This is a genomic window from Enterovibrio coralii (assembly GCF_001559595.1).
In the GTDB taxonomy this organism is placed as follows: domain Bacteria; phylum Pseudomonadota; class Gammaproteobacteria; order Enterobacterales; family Vibrionaceae; genus Enterovibrio; species Enterovibrio coralii.
Window position 1 is genome coordinate 53,002 of sequence record NZ_LNTY01000056.1, and the last position, 15,357, is coordinate 68,358.

Genomic DNA, 15,357 nt, shown 5'->3' on the forward strand with positions numbered 1-15,357 from the left:
AGAAAAAGAAATAAAGGAATAGAGCAGGATGACGCAGTCATTAGAAGGGATTCTGGCGCGTAACATCGCATTGATGACGCAATGTGATGTGGCTTACCAATCATGGCAGCATGAGCCGATATTAGATTTCGCGACAGATGAGCGCATCGGGAATGAGCTTGGCTGGACAGCAACACCGACAAAGAGCCTGTTTTTGTCGTTTAAAAATGGTGAATATGCGCTGTTATTAACGCATCGAGATGCGCGATTGGATAGCAAAAAGGTCAAAGCCCTGATGGGGAAACGCCCATCCATTGCATCTGATGAAGAAATGATCGCCCAGCTTGGCTGTGTGCCCGGTGCCGTGTGTCCGTTTGGGATGCCCGTCGCGATTCCCTTGATTGTCGATGATGTGTTGTTCTCGTTTGAGGAGTTGATGTACACACCCGGTCCGCCGGAATACACCTTTGCGTTTGGTGTGCCGTCATTGTCTGCGTTGCTTGATGCTTTACCCAATCCTGTTTACCGATTGAATGCTTAATTAACGCGCCGAGAGGGCGCGTTTTTTCTTTCTTGGTATTTATTGAAGCGGCCCAAGCTGTCAAATTGTCCCCGATTCCTCCTCCAATTTATTGATATTCTCGTGATTGCCATTGTCATCGCTGGTGTGACAAGGATGAATGTGGGAATATTACTATCCTTATAAATGTCTGAATTGAACAATGGAGGAGTGTGACGATGCGAATGCTGACAGTATTACTGTTCGTGTTGTTCGGCTGGCTCCAATACCATCTTTGGTGGGGTAAAAACGGGGTGTCCGATTACCTCGACGTGAAAGCGGTGACAGAAACGGCTGCTTTGGCTAACGAAAAACTCCATCAACGCAATCAACAGATGTTCGCAGAAATTGCAGATCTTAAGCGCGGGCAAGAAGCCATCGAAGAGCGTGCTCGCAATGAATTGGGCATGATAAAGCCGGGAGAAACCTTCTTCCGCATTGTCAGTGAATAAGCCCACTCGCCAGATAAAAACGAAGAGAATCATGAAGACCCCGGCAAGTGATGAAAAGGTAAGCTCGCCACGCACTGCTGTGTCTGACGTTGTCGCGATTGTACCTGCGGCAGGTGTTGGCAAACGCATGCAGGCCGACTGCCCGAAGCAGTACCTCACGATTGGCACCAAAACCATCCTAGAGCACACAGTTCACTACTTGCTGGCGCACAGCAAAGTCTCAAAAGTGGTGATTGCGATTGGTGCTGAAGATGCCTATTTCCAAACGACATCGTTGGCCGCAGATAATCGCGTCATTGTGACAACCGGTGGTTCAGAGCGCGCAGATTCTGTATTAGCGGGTCTTAACGCGACCGATGCAGAATGGGTCATGGTGCATGATGCTGCACGTCCTTGTGTGCGTCACGAGGATATCGACGCTTGATTGAGGCTGCAACCTCCCACTCCCATGGTGCTATTTTGGCTGCGCCAGTTCGCGACACCATGAAGCGCGCAACGTCTGATGGCAACATCGACCACACCGTGTGTCGAGAGGCACTCTGGCATGCGCTGACCCCGCAAATGTTTCATCGTGAACAATTGCTGAGTGCATTGACCACGGCACTGGAAAAGTCATTGGCGGTGACAGACGAAGCGTCTGCCATTGAGCTTGCAGGCGGCGCACCTAAGCTGGTGGCCGGTCATGCTGACAATATCAAAGTAACGCAGCCAGAAGATTTAGCACTGGCTGCATTTTTTCTGTCGCAACGCGCAGAAAACGAGTGACAGAGAGAGGACAGACTATGATTCGTATTGGACACGGTTTTGATGTGCACAAATTTGGTGGTGAAGGCCCGGTCATTATTGGCGGCGTGAGCGTCCCTTACGAGCAAGGTCTGATTGCACACTCTGATGGCGACGTTGCCCTGCACGCCGTTTGTGATGCGCTGCTTGGCGCGATCGCGGCAGGTGACATTGGTCGTCATTTTCCAGATACCGATGCTGAGTGGGAAGGTGCAGACAGCCGCTTCCTGCTCCGCGATGTGTACGCAAAAGTAAAAGCAAAAGGCTATGTGATAGGTAACCTGGACGTAACCATCATGGCACAGGCACCGAAAATGGCCCCGCACATTGATGCAATGTGTGCGGCGATTGCCGAGGATCTTGAAACGGATATCAGCAACATTAACGTTAAAGCCACCACGACTGAGCGACTGGGTTTCACTGGCCGCAAAGAAGGTATCGCCTGTGAGGCGGTGGTGATCATCCGTAAGGACTCCCATGACTGATGTAATGAATTCGTTGGCTTACCTGCACGGTAAGCCGACAGCGACCGGTAAGCTGAAAGCAAAACCTGAACACTTTTTTGTTAGTGAAACGCTGGACTTCACGCCAGCAGGCCACGGCGAACACTTTTTGGTGCGTATCCGCAAAATCGGTGAGAACACCAAATATGTTGCCAATGAGCTGGCAAAAGCGTGTGGCGTGAAATCACGTGACGTGAGCTGGGCGGGTTTGAAAGACAGACACGCGGTGACGGAACAATGGTTCAGTGTTCACCTGCCAGGTCAACCAGACCCAGACCTTTCTGATTTTGTCGCGTCACACGAAGGTGTCGATGCCATTTTGGAAACAGCGCGCCACGACAAAAAAATGCGTCCGGGCGATCTGATTGGTAACCGCTTTAAACTGGTTATCACAGATTTTGAGGGCGACGACGCAATTGAAGCCCGTTTGGCCGACATTCGCGAAAAAGGTGTACCAAACTATTTCGGAAGTCAGCGTTTTGGTCGCAATGGTAATAATGTGACGTCTGCGCGTGACTGGGGACAGGATAAATTCCGTGTGCGCGACAAGAGTAAGCGAAGCTTTTACCTGTCAGCCGCGCGTTCGTTCCTGTTCAATCAGGTGCTGTCTTCTCGCATCGAGAAAGGTCTTTGCCACAGTGTGATGTTGGGTGATTTGCTGATCAATGCCAATGAAGAAACGCTGTTGGTCGAAGATATCGATGCTGCAATGCAAAAACTGGCGACGGGTGAGTGGCAGATTTCTGGCCCAATGACAGGTGACAACGCATTGCCAACTCAGCAAGACGCACAAGCCTTTGAGCAAGCGATTGTGGATACCGAACCACACCTGTTGGCGGTCATTCGCAGTAACCGCATGCGTCATGAGCGTCGTCCGTTACTTCTGTTCCCAGAAAACATGGTATGGGAGCGTGACGGTGACACGCTGACAATCGACTTCTCGTTGCCTGCAGGTTGTTTTGCAACGGCAGTGATGCGTGAAGTGATGGAAGAAACCAACGATGGAGAGTTCGATGCACGTTTTGATCAGTAATGATGACGGCGTATTCGCAGAAGGCATCAATGTACTGGCAGAAGTGCTGTCGGAAATCGCAACAGTCACTGTGGTCGCACCGGACAGAAACCGCTCTGGTGCGTCTAATTCACTGACGCTGGAAAATCCGCTGCGTCTTCGTGAAGTGGGTGAGCGTCGCTACGCCGTGCAAGGTACACCGACGGACAGTGTGCATATGGCACTGAACGCGGTGATCAAAGAGCCGGTTGATTACGTGATCACGGGAATCAACATGGTGCAAACTTGGGTGACGACGTGCTTTACTCAGGCACGGTCGCGGCGGCAACGGAAGGCTTCTTCATGGGCGTCCCTGCGATAGCCGTCTCCCTTTGTGGCTCCTCGCATTTCCATACCGCGGCACAAGTGGTAAAAAAAGTGGTAGAGGGTGCCAAAGTGCGCCCCTTACCTGTTGATCGTATCCTGAACATTAACGTGCCTGATTGCGCCTATGACGAGCTCAAAGGCTGGCAAGTGACGCGTTTGGGTGCGAGACATCGCGCCGAAGACATGATTCACGATGTCGATCCGAGAGGGCACAGCATCTACTGGATTGGTCCTCCGGGCGCGAAACAAGACGCAGGCCCTGGAACCGACTTTTACGCGATAGAGACTCAATGTGTCTCATTGACGCCGTTGCAAGTCGATCTCACAGCGCATGATACGCTGGCCGCGCTGGCACAATGGGTTACTTCTGAAACAGAACAATAAAAGGTGATATTGGTGAATTACACGCATTCACTTATTCAACAGCTCCATTCTCTAGGAATTAATGACCAACGTGTTTTAGATGCGATTGGTCGGCTTCCTCGTCATCTTTTTGTTTCAGAGGCGATGGCTCATCAGGCTTACGACAATAACGCGCTGCCAATTGGATTTGGTCAAACCATCTCCCAGCCGTATATCGTGGCAAAAATGACGGAACTCCTTAATCTTCAACACGGTAGTAAAGTCTTGGAGATTGGCACAGGATCGGGTTTTCAAACTTGCGTTCTTGCGCAACTTGTTGATCATGTTTATTCCGTGGAGCGAATTAAGCAGTTGCAAATGACCGCAAAGCGACGTTTTAAGCAGCTTGAGCTCTATAATATCTCGACAAAACATGGTGATGGCTGGCAAGGATGGGCAAGCAAAGGCCCGTTTGATGCCATCATTGTCACTGCTGCTGCAGCAAGCATGCCTCAGGTGCTTTGCGAACAGCTTGCAGAGGGCGGAAGCCTGATTATTCCTGTCGGCGAAGCGGATCAGGTACTGTATAAAGTCACCCGTAATGGTGAGCATTTTGAGACTACAGCAATTGAAGCGGTAAGATTCGTTCCGCTGGTTGCTGGCGATTTGGCATAGGTAACGTCTGGTGGTAAGGGTTTCAATTCAGTTGAAAATTTTGTTTTTTCTGCCTGTGTTGGTTCTTCTTACTGCTTGTTCGGTATCAAGCCCCGCACCTGTATCGAGTGTTAGTCCAGACTATAGTCAAGTAGAGCGTGGTAGCTACAGAGGCAGTTATTACGAGGTTCAGAAGGGCGATACGCTCTACTATATTGCTTATATTACTGACCGAGATGTTAACGACATCATCGCGGCAAATAAGCTCACCAGACCCTATACTATCTTCCCGGGTCAGAAGCTAAACCTTTGGAAAGAAAAGTACATTCCACCTTCCTATGGCAAGAAGGGCACGGCTCCTGTGGTCGTTGCCGCTGCGACAACTGCTGCTGTTGCTACCGCACCCGCTGCGACAACTGCTGCTGTTGCTACCGCACCCGCTGCGGCAGCGAAGCCGCCAGTTGCTTCTACAGGATCATCTGCTAAATCAGGCAAAGAGAATCAAAAATACGTTTCGCAAAAAAAGTCTGGATCCTCTTCTCAATCTCAGAAAAAAGTTGAACCGAAGAAACCGAAAGAGTACAGTCAGCCTGTAACAAAAAGTAAACCAACTGCTGACAAGTCTGCAAATAAAACCGCAGCGTCAAATAAAGCAATTAGTTGGCAATGGCCTTCAAGCGGTCGAGTCGTTTCCGGTTTCTCCAGTTCGGAGATGGGAAACAAAGGCATCGACATTGCTGGTAAGCGCGGCCAATCGATTAATGCTTCTGCAGATGGCAAGGTCGTGTACGCAGGTAACGCACTCCGAGGTTACGGAAATTTAATCATTATTAAACACAATGATGATTACCTTAGTGCCTACGCACACAACGACCGGATTTTTGTTTCAGAAAGACAGAGCGTCAAAAAGGGGCAAAAAATAGCATCCATGGGCAGCTCTGGCACTAATGCTGTTAGGTTACATTTTGAGATTCGCTACAAAGGAAAATCGGTGAACCCGCTTCGGTACTTGCCCAAGCGATAAACCGGGACAGAGATTGCTGTACTGTCTAGCTGCTACGCCAAATTGGGAGGCGCTATGAGTCAGAATAATACTGCAAAGAAAGTGGAAGACCTGGTTGAAGACGTTGACATGGAGCAAATGGAGCTCGAAGAGGAAGCGGAATCAACTGTAGAAGAAACCGAAGAGTCGGTATCCTTCGCTGCATCATCGAAAGCACTCGATGCGACGCAGCTCTACCTCAGCGAGATTGGTTATTCACCACTGCTGACGGCAGAAGAAGAAGTGCTTTACGCCCGCCGTGCGTTGCGTGGTGATGAAGCTGCCCGCAAACGTATGATCGAAAGTAACCTCCGCTTGGTGGTTAAGATCTCACGTCGTTACTCTAACCGTGGTCTTGCGCTGCTTGATCTGGTGGAAGAGGGCAATCTCGGCCTTATTCGTGCAGTAGAAAAGTTCGATCCTGAACGTGGTTTCCGCTTCTCGACTTACGCGACATGGTGGATTCGTCAAACGATAGAACGCGCGATAATGAACCAAACGCGTACCATTCGTCTGCCTATTCACGTGGTGAAAGAGCTGAACGTCTACCTGCGTACTGCGCGTGAGCTTGCTCAAAAGCTAGATCATGAGCCAACCGCAGAAGATATCGCTTTGCAGCTGGATAAGCCTGTAGAAGACGTCAACCGCATGCTGCGCCTCAATGAGCGTATCAGTTCGGTCGATAACCCTATCGGCGGTGATTCAGAGAAAGCCCTTTTGGACATCATCCCTGATGAAAAAGAAGGCGGCCCTGAAAGCACCACGCAAGACGATGACATGAAAAAGTCTATCGTGCATTGGCTCCAAGAGCTGAATCCAAAGCAGCGTGAAGTGCTTGCTCGTCGTTTTGGTCTGCTGGGTCATGAAGCGTCAACGTTGGAAGATGTTGGTCGCGAGATTGGTCTGACGCGTGAACGTGTTCGTCAAATTCAGGTTGAAGGTCTGCGTCGTCTGCGCGATATGCTGACCCATCAAGGTTTGAACATCGAATCACTGTTCAACACTGAGCACTAAGCCTCCGTTTTAGACATTCATTTTGTGCTCAATAAAAAAGCCCCTCTGAAGGGGCTTTTTTGATCGTACCGTCTGGCGTGACGAAAGAACGCGTCGCGGTGAGAATGGCTGCCGTAAAAGCTACAGCAAGGTTTTCAAGCGATATAGCGCATCGAGAGCCTGACGTGGTGTTAGGTTATCTGGCTCGATATCTGCCAGCACTTTTTCCACTTCACTCAACTCAGGAAGCAAAGACAACTGCGCGGCGGGTACCTGCGGTGCATGCTCGCCTGTCACCACTTCATGGCCACTTGCTTCCAATTGGCGAAGCTTGGTCTTAGCACGCTGAATCACGGTTTTCGGCACGCCAGCCAACCCTGCTACGGCAAGGCCATAAGACTTGCTTGCTGCGCCTTCTTGTACCGCGTGCATAAAGGCAATCTCATCCCCGTGCTCCACCGCGTCCAGATGCACATTGACCAAGCCATTAACTTGTCCTGCCAATTCGGTCAGTTCAAAGTAGTGGGTGGCAAACAGCGTCATTGATTTCAGTCTTTCCGCCAGCCACTCCGCACTTGCCCATGCCAGAGACAGGCCGTCATAGGTACTGGTGCCGCGGCCGATTTCATCCATCAACACCAAGCTGTTCTCTGTGGCGTTGTGCAGGATGTTCGCGGTTTCTGTCATCTCAACCATGAAGGTTGAGCGACCAGAGGCCAAATCATCAGAGGCACCGATACGGGTGAAGATACGATCGACTGGGCCTAAGGTTACCGATTCGGCCGGTACATAAGAGCCGATGTGTGCCAAAAGGGTGATCAGTGCAGTTTGGCGCATGTAGGTCGATTTACCGCCCATGTTCGGGCCAGTAATGATTTGCATACGGCGCTCTGCATTCAGCAGCGTTGGGTTGGCGATAAACGGCGCATCTAACACTTGCTCTACCACTGGGTGACGGCCACCTGCGATATCAATGCCGCGGGTCTCGGAAAGAGTTGGGCGGCAGTAGTTCAAGGTTTCTGCACGTTCTGCCAAGTTTGCAAGTACGTCTAGCGTCGACAGTGATTCTGCTGCGCGTTGCAGTTGCTCAAGGTGTGGCAGCAATTTGTCGAACAGCTCTTCCCAAAGCTTTTTCTCCAATGCCAATGCTTTGGATTTGGAGTTAAGTACTTTGTCTTCGTGCTCTTTAAGCTCAGGGATGATGTAACGCTCAGCGTTTTTCAGCGTCTGACGGCGTACATAGTAAGGCGGCACAAGGTGGCTTTGACCACGGCTCACTTGGATATAGAAGCCGTGAACTTGGTTAAAGCCAACTTTAAGCGTATCAATGTCATGGCGGTCACGCTCACGCGCTTCCAGCTCTTCAAGGTATTTAGTGGCACCGTCTGCTAGATCGCGCCATTCATCCAATTCTGCATTGTAACCTGGGGCGATGACACCGCCGTCGCGAATAACCACTGGCGGCGCTTCTACTACCGCCTCTTCCAGCAACTGCGTCAGCTCAGGCATTGGCGAACAAGCTTGTTTTAGCGGTGCAATAGCTTCGTCTTGTATTTCTTCCAGCAAGCTTTCAAGCTCTGGAAGCTGTTGCAGCGCACCGCGCAATCTTGCCATGTCGCGTGGACGGGCAGAGCGAAGTGCCAGACGTGCTAGGATACGCTCCATGTCGCCAACCGGGCGTAAAGAGGAAGACAGGTCAACATAAAGCCCGGTGTCTTTCAGAGCGGTGATGGCATCAAGGCGGCGATTAACGATAGTAAAGTCGCGCATGGGTTGGTGCAGCCAGCGTTTTAGTAAACGGCTACCCATAGGGGTTGTGGTGCAATCCAGTACCGATGACACGGTATTTTCAAATCCGCCAGACAGGTTTTGGGTCAGCTCCAGATTTCGACGGGTGGCCGCATCCAAAATCACTGACTGGTCTTTGTTTTCTTTTACTAAGGCGCGAATGTGCGGCAGGGCAGTACGCTGGGTATCTTTCACGTATTGCATCAAACAGCCTGCCGCGGCAAGGCCAAGGGCACAGTTTTCAACGCCAAAGCCGACCAAATCGCGGGTGCCGAATTGTTGGTTAAGCTGCTGCTTCGCCGTTTCTAAATCGAATTCCCAAATTGGGCGACGGCGGCTGCCTTTGCTCATTTCGGTCAGGGCGTGGTAGGTGAAATCTTCCGGGTACAACAGCTCAGCAGGGCGAGTGCGTTGAAGCTCTGCCTGCATTTCTTCTTCGGTTGCAGGCTCACTTAGCAGGAAGCGGCCCGAGGTGATATCCAGCGTGGCGTAACCGAATTGGTCATTGTGTGCGTAGATAGCGGCAATCAGGTTATCGACGCGCTCATTCAGCAAGGCTTCGTCTGATACGGTACCTGGCGTGACAATACGCACGACCTGACGCTCAACGGGACCTTTGCTGGTGGTCGGATCGCCGATTTGTTCACAAATCGCGACGGATTCTCCCAGTTGAACCAGACGCGCGAGGTAACCTTCGACAGAATGGTAAGGAACGCCGGCCATAGGAATAGGCTCGCCATTCGAGGTGCCGCGTTTGGTCAGCGAGATATCAAGCAGTTGTGACGCTCGCTTGGCGTCATTAAAGAAAAGCTCATAGAAATCACCCATTCGATAGAAAAGGAGCTCTTCTGGATGCTGCGCTTTAATTTTTAAGTATTGCTGCATCATCGGGGTGTGATTTGCTATTGCTTGTACTGTCACGATCTGGCCTGCAAAATTACAATAAGAAGTAGAGGCAACAAGGATACGTGAATCGCGGTAAACGGGTAAAGTATCGATATCGCGATGACGGAAAAATGAAGCTGAAAGAGGAAGTGCATGGAACAACTTGTAAAAACAGCCACGCGGATTGGAGAGCGTCTGGTCGCGAACGGACAGACAGTGACAACTGCCGAGTCTTGTACGGGCGGTGGCATTTCTTATGTACTGACAGAAGTGGCAGGCAGTTCGGCATGGTTTGAACGCGCCTTTGTTACTTACAGCAATGATGCTAAGCAAGAGTTGGTGGGCGTGAAAGAAGCCACGTTACTGGCTCACGGTGCTGTTAGTGAAGACGTGGTCGCCGAAATGGCCTTAGGTGCACGTGACGCGGCGAACGCCGATTTTGGCTTAGCAGTGAGTGGCATTGCAGGACCAACTGGCGGCACGGATGATAAACCCGTTGGCATGGTGTGTTTTGGGTGGGCAACCAAAGCTGGGGTGGTCACGGAAACCTGTCTGTTTGATGGCGACCGTCATACCATTCGTCGCAATACCATTGCGCACAGCCTTTGTCGTCTCTTGTCGTATCTCGAAGGCGAAAAATAAGAGCGTGGCACGATTGGAAAGAAAATTGTTATACAGGGCTAGACACTGTATAAATGGACAGTATACTTAGCATCAATTAACGATTAGTTATCTGAACGATTATTGCATCCTTTGGAGATTCAAATGGACGACAACAAACAGAAGGCACTAGCCGCCGCCCTTGGTCAGATCGAGAAACAATTCGGTAAAGGTTCGATCATGCGCCTTGGCGATGACCGCACTATGGATATTGAAACTGTATCTACAGGTTCTCTGTCACTGGATATCGCACTGGGTGCGGGTGGTCTGCCATACGGCCGTATTGTTGAAATCTACGGTCCAGAATCTTCAGGTAAGACAACGCTGACGCTGCAAGTTATCGCAGAAGCACAAAAGCAAGGTAAAACCTGTGCGTTTATCGATGCGGAACACGCATTGGATCCAGTGTATGCGCGTAAGCTTCACGTAGATATCGACAACCTGCTGGTGTCTCAGCCAGATACCGGTGAGCAAGCGCTGGAAATCGCAGACGCATTGACTCGCTCAGGTGCGGTTGACGTTATCATCATCGACTCCGTAGCGGCACTGACGCCAAAAGCGGAAATCGAAGGTGAGATGGGTGACTCTCACATGGGTCTGCAAGCACGTATGCTTTCTCAAGCAATGCGTAAGCTGACGGCGAACATCAAAAACAGCAACACGCTGATGATCTTCATCAACCAAATCCGTATGAAGATTGGTGTGATGTTCGGTAACCCAGAAACCACCACAGGTGGTAACGCACTGAAGTTCTACGCATCTGTTCGTCTTGATATCCGTCGTATCGGCTCTATCAAAGAGGGCGACGAGGTTGTGGGTAATGACACGCGCGTTAAAGTCGTGAAGAACAAGATTGCGGCACCGTTTAAACAAGCTGAATTCCAAATCATGTACGGCGAAGGTATCAACCTTTACGGCGAGCTGATTGACCTGGGTGTGAAACACAAACTGGTTGAGAAAGCAGGTGCATGGTACAGCTACAAGGGTGACAAGATCGGTCAGGGTAAAGCGAACGCATGTAAGTTCCTGAAAGAAAATTCAGAAATTGCTAAAGAGCTGGATAAAACCCTGCGTGACATGCTGCTGCAAAACAACGACATCAAAGTTGATAACAACGACGATGCAGAACTGCCTGAAGAGGAAGCGTTCTGAGTTTAACAGCACGAGAATTAGCGGTGGGCATGCTTGCCCGCCGCGACCATTCAGAACTGGAGCTTCGCCAAAAACTGGCTCAGCGACAGTGCACTCCCGAAGACATCGACGCTGCGATAGAGAATTGCCTCTACCACAAGTGGCTTGATGACCAACGATTTGCCGAAAGCCTCCTTCGCCACGGTGTCTATAAAGGACATGGCTGGCAACGCATTTGTTTTGACGCCAAACGCAAAGGCATCAGCACCGCGCAATTAGAATCCGCACAAGAAAATCAGCAACATGACTGGTATGAACTGGCCAAAGAACTGGCACAACGCCGTTTTGGTGATTTAGACGGTAACTTGCCAGACGTGGACTTCAAACAACGCGGGAAATGGGTTCGCTATCTTAATAGCCGAGGCTTTTCGTTCGACCAAATCAACTACGCCTTGTCCGCAAACGATTCAGATTAAGCACTACATATGCGCGGATAGTGCGAGCTATCTTATCTCTGCCTCTTTTCGCAACAGGTCAGGTTGTTTACAATGTCGGCCAATTGACTCTGATCATGTCGCGTATGATGCGATTCAGTGATTACTACAACTCCAATTTCAGGATTAGACAATGTACATGAGCACCGACGAGATCCGCACAGCGTTTCTCGAATTCTTTGAAAGCAAAGGGCATACGATTGTGCCTAGCTCATCGCTCGTGCCTGCAAACGACCCAACGCTGTTGTTCACAAACGCAGGTATGAACCAGTTTAAAGATTGCTTCCTTGGCCTAGAGAAGCGCGCCTACACGCGTGCGACGACGGCACAGCGCTGTGTACGCGCCGGTGGTAAGCACAATGACCTGGAAAACGTAGGTTTCACTGCCCGTCACCACACTTTCTTTGAAATGCTGGGTAACTTCAGCTTTGGTGACTACTTCAAGGAAGACGCTATCGCATACGCGTGGGAGTTTTTGACTGACACGTTGAAACTGCCAAAAGATCGTCTGATGGTTACTGTTTACGAAACCGATGACGAAGCATTCGCGCTGTGGAACGAGAAAGTAGGCATCCCTGCTGACCGCATCGTTCGTATCGGCGACAAGAAAGGCGGTAAAGCTTACGAGTCAGATAACTTCTGGCAAATGGGCGACACTGGCCCTTGTGGTCCATGTACTGAAATCTTCTACGATCACGGCGACCACATCTGGGGCGGTCCTCCGGGCTCACCAGAAGAAGATGGCGACCGTTTCATCGAGATCTGGAACAACGTATTCATGCAGTACAACCGTCATGCTGATGGCACGATGGAACCACTGCCTAAGCCATCTGTTGATACCGGTATGGGTATTGAGCGTATCGCTGCAATCATGCAAGGCGTTCACTCAAACTACGAAATCGACATCTTCCAAACGCTGATCAAAGCAGCGGCGGAAGTGATTGGCTACGACGACCTGTCTAACCAATCTCTGCGTGTTGTGGCTGACCACATCCGTTCATGTGCATTCCTGATCGTTGACGGCGTTATGCTTCAAACGAAGGTCGTGGTTACGTTCTGCGTCGTATTATTCGTCGTGCAGTGCGTCACGGTAACAAACTGGGTGCAAACGGCGCATTCTTCTACAAGCTTGTCGGTCCTCTGGCTGAGATCATGGGTACTGCGGGCGAAGACATGAAGAAGCAGCAGGCAATGGTAGAGAAAGTGCTGAAGATCGAAGAAGAAAACTTCGGTCGTACGCTGGACCGCGGTATGGCGATCCTGAACGACGCACTGGAAGCACTGGATGGCAAAGTACTGGACGGCGAAACCGTATTCAAACTGTACGACACCTACGGCTTCCCAGCTGACCTGACCAACGACGTAGCGCGTGAGCGCGGCTTCTCTATCGATGAAGAAGGTTTTGAAGCAGCGATGGAAGCTCAGCGTCAACGTGCGCGTGAAGCTGGCCAATTTGGCACTGACTACAACGCAGTGATCAAAGTTGAAGGCGACTCTGAGTTCACCGGTTACGGCGCAACTGAAGGCAAAGGCCTGATCACTGACATCTTCGTTGATGGCATGGCAGCAGAAGCACTGGCAACCGCAGACGAAGCTGTGATCATTCTGGACCAAACCCCATTCTACGCAGAGTCGGGCGTCAGTGTGGTGACGCAGGCTTCCTGATGACGGATGCTGGCAAGTTCGAAGTAATCGATACCCAAAAATACGGCGCGGCTATCGGCCATCGCGGTAAGCTGGTTGACGGTACACTGAGCGTTGGTGACAACGTAGACGCGAAAGTAAACGCAGAGCGTCGTCAAGCTATCGCACTGAACCACTCAGCGACGCACCTTCTGCACGAAGCACTGCGTATCGTTCTGGGCGAGCACGTACAACAAAAAGGTTCTTTGGTTCGCGCCGAAGGCCTGCGTTTTGACTTCTCTCACCTAGAAGCGGTGAAGCCAGAAGAACTGCGCGCCGTTGAGAAGATGGTTAACGAAGAAATCCGTCGTAACCACGCGGTTAGCACTGAAATCATGGACATCGAATCTGCGAAAGCAAAAGGCGCGATGGCACTGTTTGGTGAGAAGTACGACGACAACGTACGCGTACTGACCATGGGCGATTTCTCTATCGAGCTGTGTGGTGGTACTCACGCAAACCGCACTGGTGATATCGGTATGCTGAAAATCGTTTCTGAAGGCGGTATCGCAGCTGGCGTACGTCGTATAGAAGCGGTAACGGGCCAAGGCGCAGAAGAGGCGTTCTACCGTCAGCAGCAAGAGTTTGCTCAGAAGGTATCGGATTCTCAAAACCGTGCCAAAGCACTGGAAAAAGAGATCCAACTGCTGAAAGAGAAACTGGCGGCGCAGGAAAGTGCAAGCCTGATTAACAACGTTAAAGAGATTAACGGCGTTAAGGTTCTGATCAGCGCGCTGAACGGTGCTGACAGCAAAGCACTGCGCACTATGGTTGACGATCTGAAAAACCAGATGGGCAGCGGTGTGGTGTTCCTGAGCAACGTGGCAGACGACAAGGTAAGCCTGATTGCAGGTGTGACCAAAGATCTGACCGGCAATGTGAAAGCTGGCGAGCTTGTAAACATGGTTGCACAGCAAGTAGGCGGTAAAGGTGGCGGTCGTCCTGACATGGCGCAGGCAGGTGGTACTGACGTGGAAGCGTTGCCAGCTGCGATGGACACTGTTGCACCTTGGTTGACTGAACGTTTGTAATAAAAAACGTTAAGAAAACAAGACGTAAAGAAAGGCTTCCTCTGGAAGCCTTTTTTCGTTTTTTTTCTTTTATTAAGTTTATTCTTTGCACTTTTTTTTTAACGCTGTATAGTGCATCGCCTTATTGAAGGTGAGGCTTTTTTGTGAAGCCAAATTCACCAGATTTTTTTGCGCCGGTAGGATGAACTTTTCTTGCCTCGCAGTATCTCACAAGGTGATCTTCTGGGCACAGGGGTCACAATGTCTGGATTCTATGTGCAAAATCTCATTGGCAAACTGGAGTTGGCCAAAGAAATAAGCCATATTGAAACACCAGACAGACACGATTGATTTGAAGGACGTGTCTGACAAAAGGATGCTCGCAAGGAAGGAAAGTAGTTGAACGTCCATCTCGGAGCTTAAGCTGCCGTATGAGTTTACTTCGTGCAGTAAGAAGACCAAACAGACTCAACGAAAAGAAAGTTGTAATTACTCAAGGAGTAGAAGAATGCTGATTTTGACTCGTCGCGTAGGTGAAACGCTGATGATTGGTGATGAAGTTACCGTGACTGTACTGGGCGTGAAAGGCAACCAAGTACGTATTGGTGTAAATGCACCAAAAGAGGTTTCTGTTCACCGTGAAGAAATCTACATGCGCATACAAGCTGAGAAGGGTAACCCAGCACCGACTGGCGGCAACTTCTAAAAAAAGCGTCATGTGATTTACTTAAGGCCGATATTTGATCGGCCTTTTTGTTAAATACAGGTTGTTCATTTAAAAAGCAATTCGCAGTTTTTTTATGCTGCCATATCGTTAAATGGCGGATAAGTGTGCAAACGAATCATGAAAGTGATTTTTTCAGGATAAAGTGTTTGACATATTTTCGGGTCACAGTAATATGTGCCTCCGCAAGACGGTGAGGTGGCCGAGAGGCTGAAGGCGCTCCCCTGCTAAGGAGTATACGGTTTATAGCCGTATCGAGGGTTCGAATCCCTCCTTCACCGCCATTCTTGCACTGCG

12 protein-coding genes, 1 tRNA gene and 3 pseudogenes are annotated in these 15,357 nt (G+C 50.3%); 15 read left to right on the top strand and 1 reads right to left on the bottom strand.

From position 1 onward, the window contains the following. The first annotated feature begins 28 nt into the window (after positions 1–28). The 9 genes and pseudogenes from ATN88_RS21530 (at position 29) to rpoS (ending at position 6,706) form a co-directional block, all read left to right on the top strand. Positions 29–520 (top strand): YbaK/EbsC family protein, encoded by a 492-nt coding sequence (locus ATN88_RS21530; RefSeq protein ID WP_067419640.1) that lies wholly within the window; start codon positions 29–31, stop codon positions 518–520. Positions 521–717: 197 nt separating this feature from the next. Then, positions 718–990, top strand: a complete 273-nt coding sequence (gene ftsB, locus ATN88_RS21535; protein ID WP_067419641.1) for a cell division protein FtsB — start codon at positions 718–720, stop codon at positions 988–990. 31 nt (positions 991–1,021) lie between these two features. Next, positions 1,022–1,755 (top strand): annotated as a pseudogene (gene ispD / locus ATN88_RS21540) (2-C-methyl-D-erythritol 4-phosphate cytidylyltransferase). Positions 1,756–1,775: 20 nt separating this feature from the next. Then, positions 1,776–2,258: a 2-C-methyl-D-erythritol 2,4-cyclodiphosphate synthase gene (gene ispF, locus ATN88_RS21545; protein WP_269748226.1), complete on the top strand. Its 483-nt coding sequence runs from the start codon at positions 1,776–1,778 to the stop codon at positions 2,256–2,258. Beyond that, positions 2,251–3,309, top strand: coding sequence for a tRNA pseudouridine(13) synthase TruD (gene truD, locus ATN88_RS21550; protein WP_067419643.1), 1,059 nt, complete (start codon positions 2,251–2,253; stop codon positions 3,307–3,309). Before ispF ends, truD begins: the two co-directional genes overlap by 8 nt. After that, positions 3,290–4,038 (top strand): annotated as a pseudogene (gene surE, locus ATN88_RS21555) (5'/3'-nucleotidase SurE). The gene truD and the pseudogene surE overlap by 20 nt, the downstream one beginning before the upstream one ends. Positions 4,039–4,050: 12 nt before the next feature. Next, complete coding sequence (locus ATN88_RS21560) at positions 4,051–4,671, top strand: protein-L-isoaspartate(D-aspartate) O-methyltransferase (RefSeq protein WP_067419644.1); 621 nt, start codon at positions 4,051–4,053, stop codon at positions 4,669–4,671. Between the two features lie 31 nt (positions 4,672–4,702). Continuing rightward, positions 4,703–5,674: a peptidoglycan DD-metalloendopeptidase family protein gene (locus ATN88_RS21565; protein WP_067419652.1), complete on the top strand. Its 972-nt coding sequence runs from the start codon at positions 4,703–4,705 to the stop codon at positions 5,672–5,674. A gap of 54 nt (positions 5,675–5,728) precedes the next feature. After that, positions 5,729–6,706: an RNA polymerase sigma factor RpoS gene (gene rpoS, locus ATN88_RS21570; protein WP_067419645.1), complete on the top strand. Its 978-nt coding sequence runs from the start codon at positions 5,729–5,731 to the stop codon at positions 6,704–6,706. A 120-nt stretch (positions 6,707–6,826) separates the two neighbouring features. On the opposite strand, the gene mutS is transcribed toward rpoS, so the two are convergent. Further along, positions 6,827–9,361 (bottom strand): DNA mismatch repair protein MutS, encoded by a 2,535-nt coding sequence (mutS, locus tag ATN88_RS21575; RefSeq protein ID WP_408607727.1) that lies wholly within the window; start codon positions 9,359–9,361, stop codon positions 6,827–6,829. A gap of 150 nt (positions 9,362–9,511) precedes the next feature. Between mutS and ATN88_RS21580 the strand changes: the two genes are divergently transcribed. The 6 genes and pseudogenes from ATN88_RS21580 to ATN88_RS21605 all read left to right on the top strand — a co-directional run bounded on the left by ATN88_RS21580 (position 9,512) and on the right by ATN88_RS21605 (position 15,344). Then, a complete protein-coding gene (locus ATN88_RS21580; protein WP_067419647.1) occupies positions 9,512–10,000 on the top strand; it encodes a CinA family protein in 489 nt (162 codons plus the stop codon). 123 nt (positions 10,001–10,123) lie between these two features. After that, positions 10,124–11,170, top strand: a complete 1,047-nt coding sequence (gene recA / locus ATN88_RS21585; protein WP_067419648.1) for a recombinase RecA — start codon at positions 10,124–10,126, stop codon at positions 11,168–11,170. Then, a complete protein-coding gene (locus ATN88_RS21590; protein WP_408607728.1) occupies positions 11,167–11,625 on the top strand; it encodes a regulatory protein RecX in 459 nt (152 codons plus the stop codon). The genes recA and ATN88_RS21590 overlap by 4 nt, the downstream gene beginning before the upstream one ends. A 151-nt stretch (positions 11,626–11,776) precedes the next feature. Further along, a pseudogene (alaS, locus tag ATN88_RS21595) lies at positions 11,777–14,357 on the top strand (alanine--tRNA ligase). Positions 14,358–14,844: 487 nt separating this feature from the next. Next, positions 14,845–15,042: a carbon storage regulator CsrA gene (gene csrA, locus ATN88_RS21600; RefSeq protein WP_002537591.1), complete on the top strand. Its 198-nt coding sequence runs from the start codon at positions 14,845–14,847 to the stop codon at positions 15,040–15,042. Positions 15,043–15,252: 210 nt separating this feature from the next. Then, a tRNA-OTHER gene (locus ATN88_RS21605) sits at positions 15,253–15,344 on the top strand. Positions 15,345–15,357: the final 13 nt, after the last annotated feature.